22 protein-coding genes and 1 tRNA gene are annotated in these 24,965 nt (G+C 68.1%); 12 read left to right on the forward strand and 11 right to left on the reverse strand.

What is annotated here, in order from left to right:
• Nucleotides 1-16 precede the first annotated feature (16 nt).
• Both BYZ73_RS08960 and BYZ73_RS08965 read right to left on the reverse strand, forming a co-directional pair.
• Nucleotides 17-2,605, reverse strand: coding sequence for an EAL domain-containing protein (locus BYZ73_RS08960; RefSeq protein WP_181498005.1), 2,589 nt, complete (start codon nt 2,603-2,605; stop codon nt 17-19).
• Nucleotides 2,606-2,989: 384 nt separating this feature from the next.
• Complete coding sequence (locus BYZ73_RS08965; protein WP_181498006.1) at nt 2,990-4,120, reverse strand: hypothetical protein; 1,131 nt, start codon at nt 4,118-4,120, stop codon at nt 2,990-2,992.
• Nucleotides 4,121-4,350: 230 nt separating this feature from the next.
• Here BYZ73_RS08965 and BYZ73_RS08970 point away from each other — a divergent pair, with 230 nt between their 5' ends.
• A complete protein-coding gene (locus tag BYZ73_RS08970; RefSeq protein ID WP_108027617.1) occupies nt 4,351-4,644 on the forward strand; it encodes a hypothetical protein in 294 nt (97 codons plus the stop codon).
• A gap of 39 nt (nt 4,645-4,683) precedes the next feature.
• Here the strand turns inward: BYZ73_RS08970 and BYZ73_RS08975 are convergent, their stop codons facing one another.
• A complete protein-coding gene (locus tag BYZ73_RS08975) occupies nt 4,684-5,952 on the reverse strand; it encodes an Nramp family divalent metal transporter (protein WP_112315736.1) in 1,269 nt (422 codons plus the stop codon).
• A 236-nt stretch (nt 5,953-6,188) separates the two neighbouring features.
• On the opposite strand from BYZ73_RS08975, the gene mntR reads away from it, so the two are divergent.
• Complete coding sequence (gene mntR / locus BYZ73_RS08980; protein WP_108027618.1) at nt 6,189-6,644, forward strand: manganese-binding transcriptional regulator MntR; 456 nt, start codon at nt 6,189-6,191, stop codon at nt 6,642-6,644.
• A gap of 9 nt (nt 6,645-6,653) precedes the next feature.
• On the opposite strand, the gene cobU is transcribed toward mntR, so the two are convergent.
• On the reverse strand, nt 6,654-7,160 hold the full coding sequence (gene cobU / locus BYZ73_RS08985) for a bifunctional adenosylcobinamide kinase/adenosylcobinamide-phosphate guanylyltransferase (protein ID WP_112315700.1): 507 nt from the start codon (nt 7,158-7,160) through the stop codon (nt 6,654-6,656).
• Nucleotides 7,161-7,347: 187 nt separating this feature from the next.
• On the opposite strand from cobU, the gene BYZ73_RS08990 reads away from it, so the two are divergent.
• From BYZ73_RS08990 to BYZ73_RS09010, 5 genes are all read left to right on the forward strand, one after another.
• The gene (locus BYZ73_RS08990; RefSeq protein WP_108027620.1) at nt 7,348-7,641 is read left to right on the forward strand and encodes a ribbon-helix-helix domain-containing protein; all 294 of its coding nucleotides are present in this window, start codon (nt 7,348-7,350) and stop codon (nt 7,639-7,641) included.
• Nucleotides 7,642-7,746: 105 nt separating this feature from the next.
• Nucleotides 7,747-8,142 (forward strand): VOC family protein, encoded by a 396-nt coding sequence (locus tag BYZ73_RS08995; RefSeq protein WP_112315701.1) that lies wholly within the window; start codon nt 7,747-7,749, stop codon nt 8,140-8,142.
• A 62-nt stretch (nt 8,143-8,204) separates the two neighbouring features.
• A complete protein-coding gene (locus BYZ73_RS09000; protein ID WP_112315702.1) occupies nt 8,205-8,729 on the forward strand; it encodes a twin-arginine translocation signal domain-containing protein in 525 nt (174 codons plus the stop codon).
• Nucleotides 8,730-8,756: 27 nt separating this feature from the next.
• A complete protein-coding gene (locus BYZ73_RS09005) occupies nt 8,757-10,328 on the forward strand; it encodes a GMC family oxidoreductase (RefSeq protein ID WP_112315703.1) in 1,572 nt (523 codons plus the stop codon).
• A gap of 171 nt (nt 10,329-10,499) precedes the next feature.
• Complete coding sequence (locus BYZ73_RS09010; protein WP_112315704.1) at nt 10,500-12,116, forward strand: OpgD/OpgG family glucan biosynthesis protein; 1,617 nt, start codon at nt 10,500-10,502, stop codon at nt 12,114-12,116.
• A 39-nt stretch (nt 12,117-12,155) separates the two neighbouring features.
• On the opposite strand, the gene BYZ73_RS24005 is transcribed toward BYZ73_RS09010, so the two are convergent.
• Nucleotides 12,156-13,814, reverse strand: a complete 1,659-nt coding sequence (locus BYZ73_RS24005) for a glycosyl hydrolase (protein ID WP_281269466.1) — start codon at nt 13,812-13,814, stop codon at nt 12,156-12,158.
• 228 nt (nt 13,815-14,042) lie between these two features.
• Between BYZ73_RS24005 and BYZ73_RS23785 the strand changes: the two genes are divergently transcribed.
• A complete protein-coding gene (locus tag BYZ73_RS23785; RefSeq protein ID WP_245895744.1) occupies nt 14,043-15,320 on the forward strand; it encodes a threonine/serine exporter family protein in 1,278 nt (425 codons plus the stop codon).
• Nucleotides 15,321-15,344: 24 nt separating this feature from the next.
• Here the strand turns inward: BYZ73_RS23785 and BYZ73_RS09035 are convergent, their stop codons facing one another.
• A complete protein-coding gene (locus BYZ73_RS09035) occupies nt 15,345-16,202 on the reverse strand; it encodes an N-formylglutamate amidohydrolase (protein ID WP_112315705.1) in 858 nt (285 codons plus the stop codon).
• Between the two features lie 153 nt (nt 16,203-16,355).
• Here BYZ73_RS09035 and BYZ73_RS09040 point away from each other — a divergent pair.
• The 3 genes from BYZ73_RS09040 to BYZ73_RS09050 all read left to right on the forward strand — a co-directional run bounded on the left by BYZ73_RS09040 (nt 16,356) and on the right by BYZ73_RS09050 (nt 18,563).
• Nucleotides 16,356-16,430: transfer RNA gene (locus BYZ73_RS09040), tRNA-Val, on the forward strand.
• Nucleotides 16,431-16,519: 89 nt separating this feature from the next.
• Nucleotides 16,520-16,645, forward strand: coding sequence for a type B 50S ribosomal protein L36 (ykgO, locus tag BYZ73_RS09045; RefSeq protein ID WP_075784404.1), 126 nt, complete (start codon nt 16,520-16,522; stop codon nt 16,643-16,645).
• Between the two features lie 175 nt (nt 16,646-16,820).
• On the forward strand, nt 16,821-18,563 hold the full coding sequence (locus BYZ73_RS09050) for a PHA/PHB synthase family protein (RefSeq protein WP_112315706.1): 1,743 nt from the start codon (nt 16,821-16,823) through the stop codon (nt 18,561-18,563).
• A gap of 96 nt (nt 18,564-18,659) precedes the next feature.
• On the opposite strand, the gene BYZ73_RS09055 is transcribed toward BYZ73_RS09050, so the two are convergent.
• Nucleotides 18,660-19,697, reverse strand: a complete 1,038-nt coding sequence (locus tag BYZ73_RS09055) for an MBL fold metallo-hydrolase (protein WP_112315707.1) — start codon at nt 19,695-19,697, stop codon at nt 18,660-18,662.
• 144 nt (nt 19,698-19,841) lie between these two features.
• On the opposite strand from BYZ73_RS09055, the gene BYZ73_RS09060 reads away from it, so the two are divergent.
• Nucleotides 19,842-20,732, forward strand: a complete 891-nt coding sequence (locus tag BYZ73_RS09060; protein WP_112315708.1) for a LysR family transcriptional regulator — start codon at nt 19,842-19,844, stop codon at nt 20,730-20,732.
• Nucleotides 20,733-20,937: 205 nt separating this feature from the next.
• On the opposite strand, the gene lpdA is transcribed toward BYZ73_RS09060, so the two are convergent.
• The 4 genes from lpdA to odhB all read right to left on the reverse strand — a co-directional run bounded on the left by lpdA (nt 20,938) and on the right by odhB (nt 24,962).
• Complete coding sequence (gene lpdA / locus BYZ73_RS09065; protein ID WP_112315709.1) at nt 20,938-22,326, reverse strand: dihydrolipoyl dehydrogenase; 1,389 nt, start codon at nt 22,324-22,326, stop codon at nt 20,938-20,940.
• 118 nt (nt 22,327-22,444) lie between these two features.
• Entirely contained in the window at nt 22,445-22,840 is a 396-nt protein-coding gene (locus BYZ73_RS09070; RefSeq protein ID WP_108027633.1) for an MAPEG family protein, read from the reverse strand.
• A 7-nt stretch (nt 22,841-22,847) separates the two neighbouring features.
• Nucleotides 22,848-23,240: an MAPEG family protein gene (locus tag BYZ73_RS09075; protein ID WP_112315710.1), complete on the reverse strand. Its 393-nt coding sequence runs from the start codon at nt 23,238-23,240 to the stop codon at nt 22,848-22,850.
• Between the two features lie 195 nt (nt 23,241-23,435).
• Nucleotides 23,436-24,962, reverse strand: coding sequence for a 2-oxoglutarate dehydrogenase complex dihydrolipoyllysine-residue succinyltransferase (odhB, locus tag BYZ73_RS09080; RefSeq protein WP_112315711.1), 1,527 nt, complete (start codon nt 24,960-24,962; stop codon nt 23,436-23,438).
• Nucleotides 24,963-24,965 lie beyond the last annotated feature (3 nt).

Below are 24,965 nucleotides of genomic sequence, written 5' to 3' on the forward strand. Positions count from 1 at the left end.
GTCGCGCCGGGCGTGCCTAGCCCGCCTGCGCGCTGCGCATGGCCGAGGGCAGGTCCGGGCTCTCCTCGACGCCGAGCCCGGGAAAGACGCCTGCCGCCGACCGGCCCTCGATCTCGAGGAAATCCTCGCGCGCAAGCGGCCGGCCCAGAAGGTAACCCTGCGCCTCGTTGCACCCGGCCTCCATCACCTGCAGCAACTGCTCGCGGGTTTCGATCCCTTCCGCCACGACGTCGATCCCCATGCTGCCGCACAGCATGCAGACCGCCCGCACCACCGCGGCGCCGCCCAGATCGCTGTCGATCTCCTGCACGAAGGAGGCGTCGATCTTGACTTTGTCGAACGAGAAGATCCTGAGATAGCGAAGCGAGGAATAGCCGGTGCCGAAATCGTCCAGCGAGATCCGGACGCCCATGCCCTTCAGCGTGATCAGCTTGTCCTTCACGTCGTCGGTGTCCTCGAGCAGCACGCCTTCGGTGATTTCCAGCACCAGCCGGGCGGGCGGCAGGCCGCTCGATTTCAGCGCCGCGACCACATCGCCGACAATGTCGTGGCGCCGGAACTGGACCGGCGACAGGTTGACGGCGACGTTCAGCCGGTCGGGCCACGCGGCCGCCTCGGTGCAGGCCATCCGCAGCACGAGCGCCCCGAGCGGCACGATCAGCCCCAGCTCCTCGGCCATGGGGACGAATTCGGCGGGCGGGACCAGCCCGCGCGTCGGGTGCCGCCAGCGCAGCAGCGCCTCGGCCCCGGTGATCCGCCCGGTATCGAGATTGACCAGCGGCTGGAACAGCATCGAGAACTGGTCAAGCTCGATGGCGCGCTTGAGATCCGCTTCCAGCTTGATCAGCGCGTTCTGCCGGTCCAGCATGTCCGTGTCGAACAGAAGGCACTGGCCGCGGCCCGCGGACTTGGCCGCGTAAAGCGCGATATCGGCGCGCGACATGATGGTTTCGGCGCGGTCGCCGTGCTCGGGAGCGAGCGCGATGCCGACGCTGGCCCCGATATCCGCCAGCCGCCCGTCGATCCTGAAGGGTTGCGAGAGCAGGTCGATGATCCGGTCGCCAAGCCCCAGCGCGCTGTCGGGTTGCTGCTGGCCGATCTGGATCACGGCGAATTCGTCGCCGCCGAACCGCGCAACGGTGTCGCCCTCGCGCACCGCGCCCTGCAGACGCTCGGACACATGGCGCAACAGTTTATCGCCCGCGGCATGGCCGAGCGTGTCGTTGACATGCTTGAACCGGTCGAGGTCGACGAAGAGGATCGCCGCGGGCCGGTTCGGGTCGGCGGTGGCGATGGCGTAGTCGATGCTGTCCGCAAAGGCGCGCCGGTTCGGAAGCCCGGTCAGCGTGTCGTGCCGGGCCATGTGGAGGGCCTGTTCCTCCTGGTCGACCCGGTCGGAAATGTCGCTGGCGATCATCATCCAGCCGCCGGGCACCGGCTGGACCTGCAACAGGACATGCCGCCCGTCGTCCAGTTCCCACGACGCCGAGTCCGATCCGCCCTGGGTGATCAGGGCCTTCATGCGGCTGGCAAAAGCCGCCCCGCCGCCGGGACGCGCAGCGGTCATCCGGCAGCCGACCTGCGTCAACAGCCGGTCCAGCATCACCGAGCCCTGCCCTGAAGTCAGCTCTTTCGGCATGCCGAAGAAGGACCAGAACATCGCGTTCGCCACCAGAAGCTTGCCGGTCTCGTCGAACATGCACAGGCCCGCCGGCATGTTCTCTACGGTCTCGGACAGAAGCGCCCGCTGGGTCTTCATCTCGGCGGCCAGCCGCCGGGTCTCGACGATGCTGTCGCGCAGCGCATGAGCCGAATGGGACAGGGTCGACAGCTCGTTCCGTTCGGTGCCGAAATCCGGCAGCCGGACGGTATCGTCCCCGGCAAGCAGCCTGCGCAGGGCCTCGTTCAGTGCGATCAGCGGCAGGCTCAGGCGCCGCAGGACCCAGATCGCCGCGCCGAGGGCCAGCCCCCCGGCGGCCGCCAGGGTCACCACGATCAGACGCAGGCTTTGCTCGACGATGGTGTCCTGACGGTCCAGCGCAACCGCAGTGTCGGCGCGGGTCAGCGTGGTGATGTCGGTGATCTTCGCGGTCAGAGCGGCCGCCATCTGTTCGGCCCCGATCTCGAAATGCTCCTTCGCCTCTTCGAAACGGCCGTCATCGGCGAACCTGTCGGCCAGCCGGAAATTGTCGAGATAGCCGTCCCAGTCACGTTGAATCTCGGCGACGATCCTTTTTTCCTCGGACGACAGACCGAACGTCTTGAGACGCAAGAGAGCCTGTCCGAAGGCCGAACTTGCCATACGCTGCGCGTCGTGCAGATCCTGGCGTTCGAACGGATCGTCCTCAAGAACGGACCGTTCGGCGGCGATCTCGTGATCGCTCAGCGCATTCTCCATGTCATTGATGGCAAAGAGCCGCGAAACCGAGACATCGCCGACCGATCGCGCCGAGTCCCCCAGTGCCCGGAGTTCCACATATCCCATGACGCCAAGCGTCACGCTGGTCAGGAAAAGCGCCAGCATGATCCCGATCAGGCGCACCCCGAGCCCCGTCGCCGCAAGGCGATTGACGAGCCATCCCCGGCCGCTGCGCGTTTCCGTCATGTCCGTCTCCGTCCCCTGGCGGATCGTTCCGCCTGCCCCGGGTCTGCGCGCCCCGACCTTCGCCCGGGCGGCGTTCCCCCCCCCGACACTGCAAGGGACTGACGCCATCAGCTTAAAACCGCTTTAAGAGACCCGGGATTGCCGCCTGCAGGGCCTTCCATTTTGATAGCAATCGAATAGGTCAAATTGATGGCATCCGAGGGACCGCCTTGACGGATCAGTCCGCGACGCGCGAAAACCGCCGGCCGGCAGCCGATGGAAGACCGGCGGGCGGGCCCTGCCCGTCCTGTCGAACAGGCCCGTCCGGGCGCCGACGACAGCCGGGCCGGATCGCAAGGCCGCGACCGGGCCGTGTCGGCCGGATCGCGCCGCCGGTCGCCGGCCCTATTCCGGGATCAGCGCGAAACCGTGGGTCGCACCGTTCGGCGCGATGCCATAGCCGGTGATCCAGCCATTGTCGTTGATGTCCTTGGCCAGCACCAGATGCCAGCCGCTTTCCGGGTCGATGCAGTCGTTCAGATCGACCAACCGCCGGTCGGCCCGGGTCCAGAGCACGGCGGCGTTGCCGTTCCCGGCGGCGCTGTAGCCGACCACCTCGCCCCGGTCGTTCAGCCCGAAGGCATGGCTCATGTCCTTGCCCCCGGGCAGGTCGCCGATGTCGTACAAGACCGCGCCATCCCAGAAAAAGCCGCGATCCGTGCCGCTTTCGCCGATGCCCTTGCCGACGATCTCGCCCGACCGGTTCATGTCGTTGACAAGGCTCGCATAACCGCCGCCGGAAAATTCCGGCAGCAGGGTCCAGACCCCGGCGTCGTAGCGGAAGGCGCGCACCTCGTCATGGCGCGCGGCCTGGCCCGCGATCTGGCCCGCGTCATTGATGACCATACCATGGGCGGTGTCGAATTGCGGCCCCGGCAAGCCGATCTCGACCAGCCGCCCGCCCTGCCACAGCGCCACGCTTTCCTTGCGGTCGGGGCGTCCGACATAGCCGGTGATGTCGCCCCGGGCGTTGATCGAATGCGCCTGCCCCGGATCGGCGTCGGGCTCCAGCGCGGGCAGCAGCGCGATGCCCGACTTGTCCCAGAGCGCGACCGCCGGGCCCTCGTCGGTATAGGTGGTTCCGACGATCTGCCCGGCCTCGTTGATGTCCTCGGCTTGGCTGTAGATCGGCTCGCCCATCAGCCGCAGCACGCCCAGATCGCGCATCTGCCCGCCTTTCCAGTAGAAGGCATGGGTGGCGCCCGTCATGTCGGCGGCGGCGCCGACGACGGCATTGTCCTCGCTGATCGCGTGCGGAACGCTGGTCGCGCGGCCATCCGCCAGATCGCCCAGATCGACCACGAAATAGAAGGGCCGCTCCGGCGCGTCGGTCAGCGGCGGCATCGCGACCGCCGGTCCCGCCGCCAGGTCCGACCCCGCCAGCACCAGAGCCAGCGGCAGGACCACGGCCCGGCAGAGGTGCGGAACACCGGCCGGTTCGGCAATGGTGACGGCGGTCTTGACGAGGGCGGGCATGCGAGGCTCCTGATCCGGGCCGTCCGCGATGCGGATGGGCGCGATGGTGGGCGACATAGCCCGAGCCATGTCACGGAGTCCTTGATCCATGATAAACTTTTCTTGCGACACGATCGCTCATATCGTACCCGGCCGGACGGAAGACCGCGTTGTCGCCCGGTGAAAGGCATTCATCAACCTTTTGCAGGGTTCCATGCAGACGAGCCCATTCGCGAGGAAGACCGCCCGCCATGCCCGATCGCGCCAGCCGCACTCCTGCCCGCCGGTCCTGCCCCGGATCCTGCCGCTCGCTCTGTGCGCTGCCGCCCGCCAAGGCGCTGCCGATCCTGTCGGTCGCGCTCGGGGCCTCGGCCTTCCTGTGGCTGGGACTCGGCGCCGGTCTGGCGCGGCTTGCGGCGGGCGCCGCCAGTCCGCCCGTGCTGGCCGAATTCTGCGTGCTTGGCCTGCAGGGCTTCGGGATCTGCGCCCTGGCGCTGGGCCTGCTGATCGGCCTGGCCCGGCCGCCGCGCGGCCCGCAGGACTGAACCGCAGGCCAGCGACAGCGAACCGGGACGCACCGCCGCTCAGTGCAGCGCGACCGATCCGAGGAAGGGCAGATCGACGCCGAAAGCCCCGGCCAGCAGCACCGCGTTCAGGCTCAGCACCACGACCGCGCCCGCAACCGCGAGGCCCCGCACCAGTGGCCCGGCGGCATAGGTCCCCATCACGTCGCGCCGCCCGGCAAAGACGATCAGCGCGATCATCGGCACCGGCAGCGCGATCGACAGGATCACCTGGCTGACGACCAGCGCCTGGGTCGCGTTGACCCCGGCCGCGACCACCGCAAAGGCGGGCAGCATCGTCACCAGCCGCCGCAGCCAGATCGGGATCCGAATCCTCAGAAAGCCCTGCATGATCATCTGACCGGCCATGGTGCCGACGACCGAACTGGAAATACCCGAGGCGATCAGCGACAGCAGGAACACCCCCGCCGCCGCCGCGCCCAGAAGCGGGGTCAGCGTGTGATAGGCGGTCTCGATCTCGGACACCTCGCTATGGCCGGTGTGAAAGGCGCTGGCCGCCATCATCACCATGGCCATGTTGACGATCCCGGCGACGGCCAGCGCCGCCACGACCTCGATGTCGGAATAGCGCAGCACCTTGGCCCGCTCGGCCTCGCTGTGGATGACCGTCCGGGTCTGGGTCAGACCAGAATGCAGGTAGATCGCATGCGGCATGACGGTGGCCCCGATGATGCCGACGGCGATGGTCAGCGCCGCGGTATCGGGCATCGCGGGGGTCACCAGACCCAGCCCCGCGGCGCCCCAGTCGATGGGGGCGATCAGGATTTCGGCCAGATAGCACAGCCCGATCACCCCGACCAACGCTCCGATGATCAGCTCGATCGGCCGGAAGCCGCGCCCCTGGGCCAGCAGGATCGCATAGGTGACGATGGCCGTGATCGCCATGCCGACAAGCAGCGGCAGGTCCAGCAGCAGCGACAGCCCGATGGCCCCGCCCAGGAACTCGGCCAGATCGGTGGCCATGGCCGCCACCTCGCTGACGGCCCACATCACGCCCACCAGCGGGCGCGGAAAGTGGTCGCGGCACAGTTCGGCCAGGTTCTTGCCGGTGACGATGCCAAGCCGGGCCGAGAGGCCCTGAAACAGCATCGCGATCAGGTTCGCCAGCAGCACCACCCACAAAAGCGCGTAGCCATAGCCCGCCCCGGCCTGGATGTTCGTCGCGTAGTTGCCGGGGTCCATATAGGCCACCGAGGCGATCACCGCCGGCCCCACGAAGAGCAGCCGGGCACGCAGCCCGTGACGCTTGCCCGCGAGAACGGCAGACATTTCCAGACGGGTGCGGTCGCTCGGGCTCACGGTTTCGTCCTGCGGGCAGGGGGTGAAGGGATGACGTTCGAAATGTAGCCAGGGCTTTATTCCGTGCAAGTGTCTTTATCGTGATGGTGCGTCTTTGTTTTCCTCCGGACACGGCAAGAGGGGCTGGTCTGGACCGCCCGGCGCGGGTATATATCGGGGTCTGACAGTCCGGCCGGCCGCGGCGCCGGTGCGGGAGAGGAGACCCGATGCCGCCCGACGCGCCCCCGACCTGCGACCCGCAAACGGACCTCACCGCCGATGCGCAGCCCGACCGGTTCCAGCGGGCCCGCGAGGCGCAGGCGGTGGCCTTGCTTGAGGATTATGTCGAGATGATCGGCGATCTGATCGCCGAGCACGGCGAGGCGCGGGTGGCCGACATCGCCCAGCGCATGGGCGTGGCGCATCCGACCGCGACCAAGGCTGTCTCGCGGCTCAAGCGCGAGGGGCTGGCGGTGTCGCGGCCCTATCGGGGCGTGTTCCTGACCGAAGACGGCGCGGCGCTGGCCGACCGGGTGCGGCAGCGCCACCGGGTGGTGGTCGATCTGCTGGTGGCGGTGGGGGTGCCGCGCGAGACCGCCGAGCTTGACGCCGAAGGCATCGAACATCACGTCTCGGACGCGACGCTGCATGCCTTCGAGGGGTTTCTGGACGCGAAGGGCTGACCGCCGCCGTCACTTCACCCGCAGCGGCAGGCCCGACACCACGAATTCGACCTCGTCGGCCACCTTGGCCACGCGCTGGTTGACCCAGCCCTGGGCATCGCGGAAGGCCCGCGCCAGCGCGTTTTCCGGCACGATGCCCATGCCGACCTCGTTCGAGACCAGCACCACCGGCGCCTGCTGACGCCGGAGCGCCGCGGTCATGGCCTCGGCCTCGGGTTCCCAGTCGCGCCCGGCGACCATGTGATTGGACAGCCAGAGCGTCAGGCAGTCGACCAGACGCGGCCCGGCACCGTCGCTGCGGTCGAGCGCGCCGACCAGATCAAGCGGTTCCTCGATCAGGGTCCAGCCCGGCCCCCGCGCCACCCGGTGCCGGGCCACGCGATCGCGCATCTCGTCGTCCTGCGGGTCCGAGGTGGCAATGTAGACCGGCGCGCCCGGCATCGCCCGCACCCGCGCCTCGGCATGGCTGCTCTTGCCCGACCGGGCCCCGCCGGTCACCAGAACGATCCGTCCCATCGTGCTCTCCTCTTGCCGCAGGGCGCTGCATAGCCCGCACCGCGCCGCGCTTCAATCACCGCCCGGGAGGGGTCCGGCACGGTTCCTGCTTGGGGAGGCGCGTGGAATTGGTATAAACTTCGAACCGGACAGGACGGGCGGCCGCCGGATCCGGAAGAAGACCGCGCCGCAGGGAAGGAGACATGCCATGTGCCAGATCTTTGCGGGTCAGGACCCCGAACGGTATCAATCCACAACGCGGCGGCTGCGGCTGAACGGGCAAAGCACCAGCATCAGGCTGGAAAACAGCTTCTGGGCGATCCTCGATGAGATCGCGGTTTCCGAAGGCGTGACGACGCCCGCCTTCATCTCGAAGCTGCATGCCGAGGTGCTGGAACTGCACGGCGAGCCGTCGAATTTCACCTCGCTTCTGCGCTGCACCTGCCTGATCTTCCGCGAGACGGTCCCGGCCGGGGGCGCGATGGCGATGGCCGCCGAATAGCCGCCGGCGCCAATCCCCGGCGGTAGTATCGAGCTACTACCCGCACCCTCCCCGCCTCGCGCTAGGATCATTCCGAACGGAAGACCCAGCAAGAAGGGGACCATCTTGGCCAAGGCGATCCACAGCATGATCCGGGTGCTCGACGAAGAGCGGTCGGTCGCGTTCTACGACAAGGCCTTCGGGCTGAAGGTCGCGGACCGGCTCGACTTCCCGGAGTTCACGCTGATCTACATGAGCAACCCGGAAACCGAATTCGAACTCGAACTGACCGTGAACAAGGGCCGGACCGAGCCCTATGACCTGGGCGACGGCTACGGCCATCTGGCGGTTTCGGTGGCGGAACTCGAGGCCGAACATGCGCGCTTCGAGGCCGAGGGGCTAGCGCCCCGCAAGCTGGTCGCCTTCGCGCCTGCGGGCGAGGTGATCGCGCGGTTCTTCTTCGTTGCCGACCCCGACGGCTACCAGATCGAGGTGCTGGAACGCCGCGACCGATTCAAATGACCAGATAACGACAAGATACCGGGCGGTTGGGACCCCGCCCGTCTGTCCAGGGAGGAGACCAGATGACAGACCAGCAAGCCGTCCGGGCACTGACCCGGCGCCAGCTTCTTGCGCGCGCCAGCGCGGCGGGGGCGACCCTGGTGGTGGGGGCAGGCTTCGTCGCCGCGCCCGACGCCGCCTGGGCGCTGGAAACCGCCGCGCTGAAACCCGAGACCTTCGCGACCCTCGTGCAGATGGCGCGCGACATCTACCCCCATGACCGGGTCGGCACCGAATATTACGCGGTCGCGGTCAAGGGCTACGACAGCGCCGAGGCCGCGCCTATGGTCGAGGCCGGGATCGCCGCGCTGGACGCCGCCGCCCGGGGCCACGGCTTCGGCAGCTACCTCGGCACCGGCTGGGAAAGCGACCGGGTCGCTATCCTGCGCGGGATCGAGGAAAGCCCCTTCTTTCAGACCGTGCGCGGCGGGCTCGTGACCGGGCTTTACAACCAGAAAGCGCTTTGGCCGCTCTTTAGCTACGAGGGCGAGAGCTATTCGAAGGGCGGCTATCTGCACCGCGGCTTCGACGACATCGCCTGGCTCTGAGCCATCGCCAGTCAGGGAGGAACGGACATGGCTGCGAAATTCGACAAGACCGACGACAGTGTGGTCGTCATCATCGGCACCGGCGCGGGCGGCGGGGTGCTGGCCAACGAACTGGCCCAGAAGGGCATCAAGGTCGTGGCGCTGGAGGCCGGCGGGCGCTTTCTGCCCGAGGATTACATCAACGACGAGTGGGAAAGCTTCGGCCAGCTTGCCTGGACCGACCCGCGTAGCACCTCGGGCGACTGGCGGGTGGCGCGCGACTTCCCGGCCCTGCCCGCCTGGATCGTCAAGGCGGTGGGCGGCACCACCACCCACTGGGCCGGGGCCTCGCTGAGGTTTCAGGACCACGAATGGAAGGGCAAGACCACCTATGGCCCGGTGCAGGGTGCGAACCTTCTCGACTGGCCGATCGACGCGGCCGAGATGGAGCCCTGGTACGATCTGGCCGAGAAAAAGCTCGGTGTGACCCGCACCAACGGCCTGCCCGGCCTGCCGGGGAACAACAACTACAAGGTCTTCGAGGCGGGCGCGCGGGCGCTTGGCTACAAGGAGGTCAGCACCGGCCGGATGGCGATCAACTCGGTCGAGCGCGACGGGCGCGTCAGCTGCCAGCAGACGGGGTTCTGCTTCCAGGGCTGCAAATGGGGCGCCAAATGGTCCTCGGCCTATACCGACATTCCGCGCGGCGAAGAGACCGGCAATCTCGAGGTCCGCGACCGGTCGCATGCCGCGCGCATCCTGCATGACGCGACCGGCAAGGTGACCGGGGTCGAGTATTTCGACGCCGAGGGCACTCTGCAGATGCAGAAGGCGCGGATCGTCTGCGTCGCCGGGAACTCGTTCGAAAGCCCTCGGCTCTTGCTGAACTCGGCCTCGTCGATGTTCCCCGACGGGCTGGCCAATTCCTCGGGCCAGGTCGGGCGCAACTACATGCGGCACATGACCGGGTCGGTTTATGCCACCTTCGAAAAGCCCGTCAGGATGTGGCGCGGCACCACCATGGCCGGGATCATCCGCGACGAGGCGCGTCACGACCCCTCGCGCGGCTTCGTCGGTGGCTATGAATTCGAGACCCTGAGCCTCGGCCTGCCCTTCATGGCGGCCTTCCTCGATCCGGGCGGCTGGGGGCGCGAATTCACCTCGGCGCTCGATGCCTACGAGACCATGGCGGGCATGTGGATCGTCGGCGAGGACATGCCGCAGGAAACCAACCGCGTCACCCTCAACCACGACGTGACCGACCAGCACGGCCTGCCGGTGGTCGATGTGCATTTCGACGACCACCCGAACGACCGGGCGATGCGCGCCCATGCCTATGCCCAGGGCCGCGCGATCTACGAGGCGGTGGGCGCGACCCGCACCTTCCCGACGCCGCCCTATCCCTCGACCCATAACCTCGGCACCAACCGGATGTCGGAAAACCCGAGGGACGGCGTGGTGAACCGCTGGGGGCAGACCCATGACGTGTCGAACCTCTTCGTGTCGGACGGCTCGCAATTCACCACCGGCGCGGCCGAGAACCCGACCCTGACCATCGTCGCGCTGGCGATCCGCCAGGCCGACCATATCGCCCGCGAAATGTCGGCGCGGACGATCTGACGGGCCCCCGGGGGCCGGGCGGCACCGCCCGGCCCTTGTTCCGCGGCCCCCCGCCAGGCGGCATCCCGGCGCGGCACCGCCCAAGACCCGATCTTCAGCTTGATTTGGCCCGCGAATCCACCACATCCCTCGGACGACGCCCCCGCCGGGGCCGCCGCCAAGGAGCCCACCGTGCCGACTGTCCGCCCGACCGCCTATCGCCTTCTGGCGAGTGCCCTCTTCGCCGCCGCAACCTGTTTTGCCGCCGTTCTTGCCGCCGCCCCCTTCGCCGCGGCCGATCCGGCTTCGGTCCCGCCCGCACCGGGCCTTTCAGCTCCCGAACTCGGCGCCCCCAAAGCTTTCAGCTTCGACATGCTGGCCTCCCGCGCCGCCGCGCTCGCCGCCCAACCCTATGCGCCGACGCCGGTGCATCAGCCCGACGTGCTGGAAAAGATCGACTATGACGCGCATTGGAAGATCTTCTTCCGCCCCGAGGCCTCGCTGAGGATCGGCGACACCGCGGCGCAGTTCTTCCATCTCGGCACCTATTTCCGCCAGCCGGTAAAGATCTTCGCGGTCGAGGACGGCACCGCCCGCGAGCTGATCTACAGCACCGGTTATTTCGACATGCCGGAAGACAGCCCGGCCCATGCGCTGCAACCCGATGCGGGCTTTGCCGGGTTCCGCCTGATGCGGCCCGACATGAAGACCGACTGGATCTCGTTTCTCGGCGCGGCCTATTTCCGCTCGGACGGCGCGCTGAAGCAATACGGGCTGTCGGCACGCGGCATCGCGCTCAATACCGGCATGTCGGTGCCCGAGGAATTCCCGCGCTTCACCGAATTCTACCTCGAGCCGGGTCCGGACGGCCGCACCATCGTCAACGCGCTGCTGGACGGGCCAAGCGTCGCGGGCGCCTACCGGATGGTGCTTGGCGACCAGCCCGGCCAGGGCCAGATCATGGACATCACAGCGCGGCTGTTCTTCCGCGCTCCGGTCGAACGGCTGGGGATCGCGCCCCTGACCTCGATGTTCTGGTATTCCGAAAGCAACCGCTTCCAGTCCGCGGACTGGCGGCCCGAGGTCCATGACACCGACGGGCTGATGATCGAGACCGGCGCGGGCGAGCATATCTGGCGACCGCTGAACAACCCCGACCGGGTCGTGACCTCCAGCTATTTCGACCAGGACATCAAGGGTTTCGGACTAATCCAGCGGGACCGCGATTTCGAGAACTACCAGGATGACGGCGTGTTCTACGACAAGCGCCCCGCGGTCTGGGTCGAGCCGACCTCGCCTTGGGGCGCGGGTGCGGTCCAGTTGATCGAGATTCCGACCGATGACGAGATCTTCGACAATATCGTCGCGTTCTGGAACCCCGAGACCAAGCCCCAGGCAGGCGACGAGATGACGTTTTCGTACCGGCTGCACTGGACCGCGACCCCGCCGGTCGAGATGAAGCTGGCCCATACCGTCGCCACCCGGATCGGCAATGGCGGCGTGCCCGGCCAGCCGCGGCCAAAGGACCAGATCAAGGTCGTCGTCGATTTCGAGGGGCCCGCGCTGAAGGGGCTGACCCGCAAGGACGGGATCCTGCCCAAGGTCTCGGCGCCCCAGGGGGTCGTGATCATCAACCCCTTCGTGCTGCCGGTGGTGGGCACCGACCGCTGGCGGATGGTGTTCGACCTCAAGGCGCCGCCCGATACCGAAACGGTGGACCTGCGCGCCTATCTGACACGGGACGGCAAGCCGTTGACCGAAACCTGGCTCGGCCAGATCCATCCCGACCAGATCAACCGGCTGCGCTGAGGCGCGCCGGTCCGGCCCTGACCTGACAAGTCCGGGCGCTCAGACGATCTGCAGATCATCGGCCAGCGCCAGGACCGATGTGATCCCCTCGACCACGATCCCGTTTCCGGCACGGAAATCGAACATCAGACCGGTGTCGGTCGCGGTGGCCAGGCTCAGCACTTCGGCCAGATCGAGCGGCGCGCCCCCCCAAAGCGCGCCGTCAAACCTGAGCGTGTCGAGATCGTCCTCGAAATCCGCGATCCGGTCCCAGCCGCCGGTGAAGATGAAAAGATCGGCCCCGGCACCGCCGATCAACAGGTCGGACCCCGCCCCGCCATCCAGCAGATCGGCCCCCTCGCCGCCATCGAGCCAGTCGTTTCCGTCCCCGCTCCACAGGCGGTCGTCGCCGGTGCCACCCACAAGCCCGTCATCGCCCGCCCCGCCCGACAGCGTATCCGGCCCGCCGAGCCCGCAAAGATAATTGGCCCCCGCATTGCCGGTCAGGACATTGGCCAACGCGTTGCCGGTGCCATCAAGCGCCGCGCTGCCGCCCAGCGTCAGTTGTTCGACATGATCGCCAAGCGTCCAGCTGAGGCTGGCGCAAACCCGGTCCCAGCCCTCGCCCGGCCGCTCGAGGGTCCGGTCCCCGGCAGTGTCGACCGCATAGAGGTCGTCGCCCGTCCCGCCTTCCAGCAGGTCGCCCCCGGCCCCGCCCCCCAGCAGGTCGCCCCCGACCCCGCCCCAGAGCCGGTCGTCGCCATCGCCGCCCAGCAGCCAGTCGTCCCCCGCCCCTCCCTGCAGCGTGTCGTTTCCGGCTTCGCCCCGCAGGGTGTCGGTGCCGCTGCCGCCCGACAGCAGGTCGTCGCCCCCGCCGCCCAGGATCAGGTCGTCCCCCTGGGTTCCGGTCAGACGGTCGTTGCCCGCACCCCCGGCGATCGGGGGCGGCGCTTCGGGCGCGGTCAGGTCGGCGAAGGTCCGCCCCACCTCGGTCAGATTGCCCGCGGCGTCGAAAAGGCCGCTGTTCAGATACCAGCCGTCGCCGCCCTCATAGGCCGCGAACCAGGCATGGCGTTCGACGAAGTCGAGATCGTCCATCATCTCGGTCGCGGCGCGGGCGAAAGCAGCCTGCTCTGCGGCGCTGAAGCTGCGCGCGCCGGTCCAGTCGGCCAGCACCCATTCGGTCACCCAGACCGGCCTGTCGTACTGGGCATGGACGGCCTTCAGCCAGGCCTCGAACTCGGCCACATCGCCGCTGTCGGAATAGTAATGGACGGCGATGAAATCGACGGTCTGGCCGCGCGCCTCGGCCCCCGCCACGAACCGGCCGAGCCAGGAGTCCCCGCCCAGCGTCTGGTCCTGCGAGGCGGCTGGCGACCCGAGCCGGAGTCCGGTCGCCTCAAGCGCCGACCACAGGTCTAGCGCCTGCGCGATGCTCATGTCGGCCTGCCGGTCCAGATCGGGCTCGTTGAAGCCCAGAAGCGCTGTCGCCCCCGAGGCCCGGATGCGCTCCAGCGCTTCGGGCGTCACCAGCCGCTCGTCCCAGGTCATGCCGACGAACCCGACCGTCTCGGGCGCGGGATCGGCATCGTAAAGCGCCCAGTCGGACCAGGTGTAATACCAGGCGACCCCGACGCTTTCGAGGTCGTTCAGCGCGCTGCCGAGGGAATCGCGGTCCCAGATGCCAAGTCCGATCTTCTCGGGATGCTCGATGCTCATGCCTGCCGTCCGTCCGGGATGCCCCTGCCCAGACCGGAGGAGGTGCCACGGCGGGGTGCTGGGCGGCGGCCAAAATTTCAACCAAATCATGGAAATCAATGCCATTTTTAGTCGATCAGGAATCCAGCCCCGGCGCGGTCGTCCGACCGGTCGTGCAGAATGGCCTTGCCCTCGGGCGGCAGGACCACAATTGGGAGGGCACGACCCATAGCGCACAGGCAGGCGGGCATGACACGCAGCTCGGACCCGGTGGTGCTTCGGCACCGACACCTCGAACAGATCGCGATGACCGCGCTGCAGGCCGGCGTGCTGCTGACCGAAACGGGAGGCAAATCCCTTCTGGTCAAGGAGGGGATGCGCAAGATCGCCGAGGGGCTTGGCGCCGAAGAGGTGCATGCGCGGATCGGCTTCGCCTCGCTCGCGATCACCGTCACCCATGGCGAGAACACCATCACCCGGATGACGGGCACCGGCGGGCATGGGGTCAACATGCGCCTGAACCACGCCATCCGCGATCTCTGCGTCGAGGTCGAGAAGGGCGGCCAGACCGCCGAGCAGGTCCGCGAGGCGCTGGCCCGGCTGAAGGCCGGGACGCCGCATCACCCCCGGCTGGTGATCGCGCTGGCCGCAGGCATCGCCTGCGCCGCCTTCGGGCGGCTGCTGGGGGTCGACTGGGCCGCCTTCGGACCCGTTCTGGCGGCCAGCACGGCGGCGCAATGGGTCCGGGTCAGCCTGCTGCGCCGGGGCACCAACACCTTCGTTCTGACCGCCATCGTCGCCTGCCTCGCGGCCAGCCTCGCGGGGCTGCTGGCGATCCCGGCGGGCAGCCACATGATCGAAACGGCGATGACGGCGGCGGTTCTGCTGCTGGTGCCGGGGGTTCCGGCGATGAACGCGCAGACCGACATCATGGAGGGCCATCCGACCACCGGAAGCGCCCGTTTCGTGACCGTCGGCATGATCCTCGTCTTCATCACGGTGGGGATCTCGGCCGCGCGGCTTCTGGTTCCGGCGCTTCCCGACCAGATCTTCGAGCCGCAGCGCTCGGTGCTGCACCAGGCCGTCTTCGGCGCGGTCGCGGCGGCGGGGTTCGGGGTCCTGTTCAACTTCGGCTGGGTCCGGCTGGTCTGGGCGGCGGCGGCGGGCGCGCTGGCGCTGGCGGTGCGCACCGTCGGCATGGATCTGGGCTGGAGCCTCGAGGCGGCCTCTTTCGCCGCCGCCGCCTCGGTCGCGCTGGGGGTCGAGATCTTGTCCCTGCCGCGGCTTCGGGTGGCGCGGATGGGCACCGCGCTGGCGGTCGCGGGCTGCATCCCGATGATCCCGGGCGGGGCCGCCACGCAATGCATCATCGGCCTTCTGACCCTGACCGCAGAGGACCCGGCAACCGCCGCCGAAACGCTGGGCATGACCGCGTCGGCCGGACTGCGGGTGGCCTTCACCATCGGCGCGATCGGCGCCGGGCTGACGATCGTGCGCAGCCTGTTCCGCCGGTCGGATTTCGTCTGAGCGCGTGCCTCGGCGAAGGTCGCGCTATTCGGCGGCCAGCGGCACCTCGCCCGGGCGGCCGATCTGGGTCAGCGTGCCGACCACCTGGCCCAGAAGCCGCCGCACCGCGTCGAAATCGGCATTCGGGCGCACCGTGGCCTCGTCCATGTAAAGCGAGCGGTCGATCTCGACCTGCACCGCGTGGCGCCGCCGCGAGGGCAGGCCGTAGCGCTGGGTGATATAGGCCCCGGCAAAGGGCGCGTTGCGCCCGACCCTGAGCCCCGCATTGGAAAAGGCCTGCTCGACCCGGTCGACGATCTCGCCGCCCGCCGAGGTGCCGAACCGGTCGCCCAGCACCACCTCGGGGCGGGGCCGCCCGCCCGCCCGTGCGCTTTCGATGGCCTCGCGCGGCATCGAGTGACAGTCGATCAATATCGATTCGCCGAACCGGGCCAGCGCTTCCTCGACCAGCGATTCGAGTTGCCGGTGATAGGGCCGCCAGCAAGTCTCGATCCGGGTCTCGGCCTCGGTAAGGGCGATCTTGCCGCGATAGATGGCGCGACCGTTTGCCACGACCCGGGGGATCACCCCCAGCCCCGAACTGATCCGGGGATTGTGTCCGGCCAGCCGCGCCCCGTCGATGACGGCGGGGTCGAGTTCCTCGGCGGCGCGGTTCAGATCCACATAGGCGCGCGGGGCCGAGGCCACGATCAGCGGCGCGCCATGCTCGGGCGCATCGGAAAACAGCAGATCGACGAAGGCATCCTCGGACGACCGCACGGAACGTTCGTCCAGCACCGTCTGGCGCAGGAACGACCAAGGGTAGTCCCGCCCGCTATGGGGCGAGGAAAACACAACGCTGGTGGTCGGCCAGTCCGGCCGGAAAAGCTTGAACGCCTGCACGCCGCCACGTCCTCCTTCGAACGTTTATAACGGTATTTCGCGGCCGACCAAAAGCCCTTGCACCCTCCTCCGACTCCTTTTATAGACCTGCGAACCGACGCGGTCCTGCCCGCGTCCGTTTTCTTTCGGACGGGTGGGATGGCATCGGAGACCGGGCGGTTAGCTCAGCGGTAGAGCACTACGTTGACATCGTAGGGGTCACTGGTTCGATCCCAGTACCGCCCACCATTGAATTTCTGCCCCTGCGGTGCATGCCCAGGGACAGCCCTTGAAACCCACGAGGCGCACGGACGCGCCGCGACATGAGGAGAAGGCCGATGAAGGTCCGCAACTCGCTCCGCTCGCTCAAGCAGCGTCATCGCGACTGCCGCGTTGTGCGCCGCAAGGGCCGGGTCTATGTCATCAACAAGACCCAGCGCCGCTACAAGGCCCGTCAGGGCTGAGCGTCGCACAAGGACAAGATCGCAGCTGTGATCATGAAACGCCTCGAACCCAGGTTCGGGGCGTTTTTTCTGTGACGTTGCGGGACGATTGTCGCTGCGGCGCGGCGTTGCTATCGCGGGGCCGACACGCCGGCCTGTCAGACCGGCGACGGATCGAGCGACAGAGAGGCAGGGCATGACCGCACCCAACGGCCATCCGAAACACGACCATCCCTACGAGACCGCCGACCGGGCCGGCCGCGCGATGCTGGCGCGCATGACCTCGGGCGCCTCGCTGAACGCGGCGGCGGCCGCCTGGGCCGACTGGGCGAGCCATCTGGCCCGCGCCCCGGGCCGGCAGATGGAACTGGCCGAACGCGCCATGCGCAACGGCGCCAAGCTGGCGGCCCATGCCAGCGGCCTGACGCGGGACGACCCGCCGTTCCGCCCCCGCGCCGAGGATCACCGCTTTTCCCATCCCGGCTGGTCGACCCCGCCCTTTTCGCTCTGGCAGCAGGCGTTCCTGGCCGCGCAGGACTGGTGGGACGCCGCCGCCGAACCGGCGCGCGGCACCGATCCGCATAACAGCGACCGGGTCGCCTTCATGGCGCGGCAGATGCTGGACGTGCTGTCGCCCTCGAACATGCCGCTGACCAACCCCGAGATCCTGCAGGAAACCGTCCGCACCGGCGGCGGCAACCTGATGCAGGGGATGCGCCACCTGGCCGAGGACATCCGCGCCCAGGCCACCGCCACCCCCGCCGCCGCGCCGGGCGGGTTCGCCGTGGGCCGCAACCTCGCGGTCACCGGGGGTCAGGTCGTCTTCCGCAACGAACTGTTCGAGCTGATCCAGTACGCCCCCCGCACCGAAAAGGTGCATCCCGAGCCGGTGCTGATCGTGCCCGCCTGGATCATGAAATACTACATCCTCGACCTCAGCCCGGAAAACTCGCTGATCGCCTATCTGGTCGAGCAGGGGTTCACCGTCTTCGCGATGTCCTGGGTGAACCCCTCGGCCGACTATCGCGACGTGTCGCTGGACGATTACCGCCGCGACGGCGTGATGGCGGCGCTCGATACGGTGGGCAAGGTCATGCCCGGGCAGAAGATCCATGCCTGCGGCTATTGCCTCGGCGGCACCATCCTGTCGATCGCCGCCGCCACCATGGCGCGGGACGGCGATGACCGGCTGGGCTCGATCACCCTTCTGGCGGCGCAGACCGATTTCACCGAAGCGGGCGAGTTGATGCTCTTTCTCGACGAAAGCCAGGTGGCCTTCCTTGAGGACATGATGTGGGACCAAGGTTATCTGGCGCAGGAACAGATGGCGGGCGCGTTCCGGGCGCTGAGGGACGAGGATCTGGTCTGGACCCGCGCCGTCGGCCGCTATCTGATGGGCAAGGAAGACGAGGCCTTCGACATCACCGTCTGGAACGCCGACGCGACGCGGATGCCCGCGAAGATGCATTCCGACTATCTGCGCGCGCTTTTCCTCGACAACCGGCTGACCTCGGGCCGGTTCGCGGTCGAAGGCCGGGTGATCGCCCTGAAGGACATCCGCGCGCCGATGTTCGTGATCGGCACCGAGAAGGACCATATCGCGCCCTGGCATTCGGTCTACAAGGTGGCGCTGTTCACCCAGAACGAGCTGACCTTCGTGCTGACCAAGGGCGGCCATAACGGCGGCATCCTGTCCGAACCGGGCCACAAGGGCCGTCATTACCGGATCGGCTGCCGGACGCCCGAGACCCGCTATACCGACCCCGACAGCTGGTATGCCCGCCATCCGGCGACCGAGGGGTCCTGGTGGCCGGAATGGGCGCGCTGGCTGGCCGGCAAGACCGGCCCGGCCGAGGCCGCTCCGCCCGCCATGGGGGCGCCCGATGCCGGCCTGCCGCCGCTTTGCCCCGCGCCGGGAACCTATGTCTTCATGAAATAGGGAGCGCCGGAACGGTCGCCCCTCCCGCAACGCAGAACGGCCCGCCATCGGCGGGCCGTTCGCTTTCCTTCGGCTGGCTCTGCCGCGCCCGGGGGCTCAGCGATAGCTGAAGAGATACTCGGCCACCATCTCGGCATTGGGCGGAGTGGCCGCATCGAAACCGTAGTAGGTGCCGTATTTCGGCCGCAGCGCCTCGGTCGCGCGCCGCGAGATCTCGGCATACCAGGCCGGCAGCATCGCGGTATGCGCGGTCAGCGTGGCCGGATCGACGCCGAAGCCCCAGGGCACCTCGCCCATCGCCGTGCCGACCGCCGCGACCAGGTCGTCGATGAAGGTCAGGTGGAAGGCGATGTCGTCATGCGAGCCCACGTTGCCGTGGCCGCCATTGAGATAGTCCCAGCCAAGCGCATCGGCCTGGCGCAGGTTGTCCTGCAGATAAGTGAACCGCTCGGACCCGGCGAAGTCCCAGAAGGGCGGCTGGTCGGCGTTCAGCAGGTCGGGGGCATGCAGCACCCGTTCGCCGACCAGTAGCCAGGCCGAATGGTCCTCGGTATGGGCGGCATGGGCAAAGCCGTGCAGTTCGACGGTCAGCCCCTCGAAGGTGAAGCTGCCCTCGGGCCAGGCGACGGTGCGGTCGGGGCGCGGCAGCGTGCTGCCCAGACGCTCCATCTTGTCGGCCGTTTCCTGCGAGGCGATGATCTCCGGCACCGGCTGCTGGCCCGCCAGCAGGTCGAACAGCGCCTGCGTGCCGCCGATATGGTCGGCATGGTCGTGCGAATAGACCACCGCCGTGATCGGCTTGTCGGTGACCTTGCGCACCGCCTCGAGGATCTTCGGCGCCTGCCCGTCCAGCGGGTCGAACAGCAGCACGCCCTCGTCGCCCACATACCAGGTCGTGCCGTAGAAGCCCGCCTGATACCAGTAGGTGCGGTCGGTCAGCTTCTGCAGGATATAGGGCGCGGTCATGTTCAGCGTGAAGAGATCGGCGATCTTCTCGCCCGGCGCCAGCGCCTGATCGGCCGAGGCGGCGCGATAGGTCGCATGAACCGTGGACGGGGCCTCGGCCAGCGCGGCCTGGCCGCCGAGGATCAGCGTGATGGCGGTCAGGGAGACGGCAATCGGGCGGTACGTCATGATGTCCTCATCTGTGCAGGGCGACGGCGCCCCGGGTGACGCAGGGGTATCATTGCGGGTTGGGAAGCATTACCCGAATAATACATTCATTTCTGTCTGCTTTTTCCATACGGCCTCACCATTTCCCTTCGGTCCGGAGCGCCCATGAAACTTGACCGTCTTCCCTTCTTTGCCGCCGTGGTCGAGACCGGGTCCTTCACCCGCGCGGCGGACCGGCTGGGGGTCACCAAGGCCGTGGTCAGCGCGCATGTGGCCCGGCTGGAGGAAGAGCTTGGCACCGCGCTGCTGGTGCGCACGACCCGCCGGGTCACGGCAACCGCCGAAGGCCTTCTTCTGCATGAGAAATGCCAGGTCATCCTGCAGGAAGCCTCCGAGGCCGAAGAGGCCCTGCTGCACGCGGCCGACCGGCCCACGGGGCTTTTGCGGATCACCGCGCCGCTCGATTTCGGCCAGTCGGTCCTGGTGCCGCTGGTGGCCGAGTTCCGCCGCCGCTACCCCGATTGCCGGGTCGAGCTGGACCTGACCGACGCGGTGGTCGACCTGCAATCCGGCCGCTGGGACCTGTCGGTGCGGCTGGGCTGGCTGGTCGATTCCAGCCTGAAATCGCGCCGCGTCGGCCGGTTCGGACAGGCTCTGGTGGCGGCCCCGGCCTTTCTGGACGACTTCGGCCCGATCGAGACCCCGGCCGACCTGAAAGGCCTGCCCTTCGTCGCCAACTCGGCGCTGCACGACCCCGGCAGCTGGGATTTCGAGGATGGTTCGGGTCAGGTCGAGCGGGTGCGCTTCGACACTGTCGTCTCGATGTCGACGACCGCGGCCGTGCTGGCGGGCGCGCTTCATGGCATGGGCTGCGCCGTCCTGCCGGACTTCCTGCTGGAGTCGCCGTTGCGCGACGGCCAGCTGCAGCCGCTGCTCAGCGGATGGAGCCTGCGGGACGGCGGGATCCACATCGTCTATCCGCCGACGCGCTACCGCCAGCCCAAGGTCACGGCCTTCGCCGAGATGCTGATCCGGGCCCAGACCCGCACGACCTGACGGCCCGACCCGAGGGCCCGCGCGTCGCCGCTGGGGCCGCAGGCCGTCCCGCACCGCGCGCGACGGATGCCGACGGCCCGGCCGCAAGATCATCCGTGGCCCGAAGCGGGCGCTTGCCCGGGACGGCCGGGCTGTCATGCTCCCCGGCATGACGAGAGGCGGCAGCCCGGTCCGGCCACCGCCCCTTGCAGGTCCTGTCCCGGCCTCAGCTGTGGATCGGTCCGTCGCCGCAGGCCAGCGCCGCCTCGCGCACCGCCTCGGAATAGGTCGGGTGGGCATGGCAGGTGCGGGCGATGTCCTCGGCCGCGGCGCCGAATTCCATCGCGACGCAGATCTCGTGGATCAGATCGCCCGCCGACGGCCCGAGGATATGGGCGCCGAGGATGCGGTCGGTTTCGGCATCGACGAGGATCTTGACGAAGCCGTCCGCGGCGAAATTGGCCTTGGCCCGGCCGTTGCCCATGAAGGAGAACTTGCCGACCTTGTAGGCGCGGCCCGCTTCCTTCAGCTGGTCCTCGGTCTGACCGACCGAGGCGACCTCGGGATGGGTGTAGATCACGCCCGGGATCACGCCGTAATTCACGTGGCCCGCCTGCCCTGCCAGGATCTCGGCGACCGCCATGCCCTCGTCCTCGGCCTTGTGGGCCAGCATGGGGCCTTCGATCACGTCGCCGATGGCATAGATCCCGTCGACCGAGGTCTTGTAATGGGCATCGGTCGCGATCTGGCCGCGCTTGGTCAGCTGCAGGCCCAGCGCGTCGAGCCCGAGCCCGTCGGTGAAAGGCTTGCGGCCGGTCGCGACCAGCACGACATCGGCATCAAGCTGATGCTCGCTGTCATCCTTGCGGAGCTTGTAGGTGACCTTGGCCTTGGTCTTCAGCGCCTCGGCCGACTGCACGGCGGCGCCGGTGATGATGTCGAGCCCCTGGCGCTTGAGCAGCGAGCGGAAGCTGCGGGCGACCTCGGTGTCGATGCCGGGGGTGATCTGGTCGAGATATTCCAGCACCGTGACCTCGGCACCAAGACGGGCATAGACGGACCCGAGTTCCAGCCCGATCACGCCCGCGCCGATCACGATCATCTTCTTGGGCACCTTCGGCAGCGCCAGTGCGCCGGTCGAGGTGACGATCGTCTTCTCGTCGATCTCGATCCCCGGCAGGCTGGAGGCCTCGGACCCGCTGGCAATGACGATGTGTTTCGCCTTGTGGGTCTCGTCGCCAACCTGCACGAGCCCCGCCTCGGGGATCGAGGCCCAGCCCTTGATCCAGTCGATCTTGTTCTTCTTGAACAGGAATTCGATGCCCTTGGTGTTCTGGCCGATGACCTCGTCCTTGTAGGACAGCATCTGCGCCCAGTCGACCGAGGGCGCCTTGCCCTTCAGGCCCATCTTCTCGAAATTGTGCTGCGCCTCGTGCAGCTGGTGCGAGGCGTGCAGCAGCGCCTTGGAGGGGATGCAGCCCACGTTCAGGCAGGTGCCGCCAAGGGTTTCGCGGCCCTCGACGCAGGCGGTCTTCAGGCCCAGCTGGGCGCAGCGGATGGCACAGACATAGCCACCCGGGCCGGAGCCGATCACGATCACATCATAGCTTGCCATTCGGGGCCTCCTTTACGGGCGGGTGTTGGGATGGCGGCGGGGGCATGGGGGGCTGTCTGCCCCCCTCTTGTCCTGGCGGACAATTCACCCCCCGAGGGCATTTTCGCCAAGAAGAAGATCATATCAGCGCGGCGAGCGTCATCAGGACGGTCGCCGCGAAGCCCGCGGCCCAGATCATCGAGCGGCCCGGCACCCAGCCGCGGATATAGGCGGGCACATAGGCGATGCGGGCGATCAGGTAGATCCAGGCGCAAAGCGCGGTGAACCAGGTCGACTGGTCCGATACGGTGACGAGGACCACCGCCGCGGTGAAGAGGATCAGCCCTTCGAAATGGTTGTTCAGCGCGCGCTGCATCCGTCCGGTCCGCCGCGAGAGCTGCTGGTCGGGGGCCGTGTCGCGGGGGCTGGTGGTGTATTCGGTGCCCAGTTCCATATTGGCAGGGATCGCCATGAGGACGAATTGCACAGCCTGAACGAGGATTGCGAGAGCGAGGGCGGTGAGTTCGGGGGTCATGCGGGCCTCAGAAGATACTGGCAAGGATCATGGCGAAGCAGGAAACGAGCCCGGCCATGAAGATGACGGACCGCCAGGGCACCCAGCCGAAGGCATAGGCGGGCAGGTAGAGCGCGCGGGCGGCGACGAAGATCCAGGCGGCAAGCCCGGTGACCCAGCCATTGGAGCCGGTGAACTGCACCAGAACCACGGCGATCACGAAGAGGCCGGTATTCTCGACATGGTTGGCGAGCGCCCGGCGCAGGCGGAGGGTATGGGGCGACAGCCGGTCCTCGATCCCGTCGCGGGGGCCGGTATTGCCCTCGCGGCCCACATCGGCCTCAAGCGCGCGCTGGGACCAGAGCACGGCGGCAAGGTGGATGAAGGCGGTGGCGGCGAGGGCGGCGAGTTCGAGGGTCATGAATTCTCCCGGTCTCTGGCAGTTGCGTCAATGGGCTGTTCCGGTCTGACGACGGAACAGCCCTTATGGCCGAAGACCTTGCGGGCGTCGCCCGAATTGAAATCCCGGCATCCCGTGGCAGCGCGACAGGCGTCCTTGACGCCTGTCGCCCAATGCACGTTGCCCGGTTTCAGTCCGGTGTCGCCCGCCATCGCCTTACAGATCCATCAGCAGCCGTCTCGGATCTTCCAGCGCTTCCTTGACGCGGACGAGGAAGGTCACGGCGCCCTTGCCGTCGACGATGCGGTGATCGTAGCTGAGTGCCAGATACATCATCGGACGGATCACGATCTGGCCGCCCTCGACCATCGGCCGATCCTGGATCTTGTGCATGCCGAGGATGCCCGATTGCGGCGGGTTCAGGATCGGCGAGGACATCAGCGAGCCGTAGACGCCGCCGTTCGAGATGGTGAAGGTACCGCCCTGCATCTCGGCCATCGACAGCTTGCCGTCGCGGGCGCGGGTGCCCATCTCGGCGATCCGCTTCTCGATCTCGGCAAAGCTCATCGAATCCGCATTGCGCAGCACCGGAACCACCAGCCCCGAGGGCGTGCCGACGGCGATGCCCATATGGACGAAGCGCTTGTAGACGATGTCGGTACCGTCGATTTCCGCGTTGACCTCGGGCACCTCGGACAGCGCATGGCAGCAGGCCTTGGTGAAGAAGGACATGAAGCCCAGTTTCACCCCGTGCTTCTTCTCGAAGAGGTCCTTGTATTCCTTCCGGAGCGCCATCACGCCCGACATGTCCACCTCGTTATAGGTGGTCAGCATCGCAGCGCTGTTCTGCGCATCCTTCAGGCGGCGGGCGATGGTCTGGCGCAGGCGGGTCATCTTGACCCGTTCCTCGCGCTCGGCATCCTCGGCGGGGATCGGCGCGCGGGCCGCGTCCGGGATGGCGGCGGGCTTGGGGGCCTCGGGGGCACGGGGCGCAGAGGCGGCCGGTTTCGGGGCCGAGGCGGCCTTCAGCACGTCTTCCTTCATGATGCGCCCGTCGCGGCCGGTGCCCGCGACTTCGGCCGCGGTCAGGCCCTTTTCGGCCATCAGCTTCCTGGCCGAGGGGGCGTCCTCGACATCCTTGCCGCCGCCGGTGCCCTGCGCGGGGGCCGGACTTGCGGCCGGCGCAGAGGCAGCGCCTTCGCCCGCCAGCAGGACGGCCAGCTGGCCGCCCGCCTCGACGGTGCTGCCCTCGCCCGCGAGGATGTCCTTCAGCACGCCCGAGGCGGGCGCGGGCACCTCGACCGAAACCTTGTCGGTTTCAAGCTCGCACAGCATCTCGTCGCGCTCGACCGTGTCGCCCGCCTGCTTGAACCAGGTCGAGACGGTCGCCTCGGTCACGCTTTCGCCCAGCGTCGGCACCATCACCGGCACCTCTTCGGTGGCGGCCTCGGCAGCCGGAGCCGCGGCGGGCTCGCCGCCATTCGACTTCGGCGCGGGCGCGGCGGCGCCCTCGGCGATGGTGGCCAGCAGCGCATCGACGCCCACGGTTTCGCCTTCGGCGGCGACGATCTCGGACAGGGTCCCCGCAGCGGGGGCGGGCACCTCGACGGTCACCTTGTCGGTTTCCAGCTCGCAGAGCATCTCGTCGGCATCGACCGCATCGCCGGGCTTCTTGAACCAGGTGGCGACGGTGGCCTCGGTGACGCTTTCCCCGAGCGTCGGAACACGGACTTCTGTGGACATGGC

Origin of the sequence: Rhodovulum viride (genome assembly GCF_003265965.1) — a bacterium.
Classification (GTDB): Bacteria; Pseudomonadota; Alphaproteobacteria; order Rhodobacterales; family Rhodobacteraceae; genus Rhodovulum; species Rhodovulum kholense.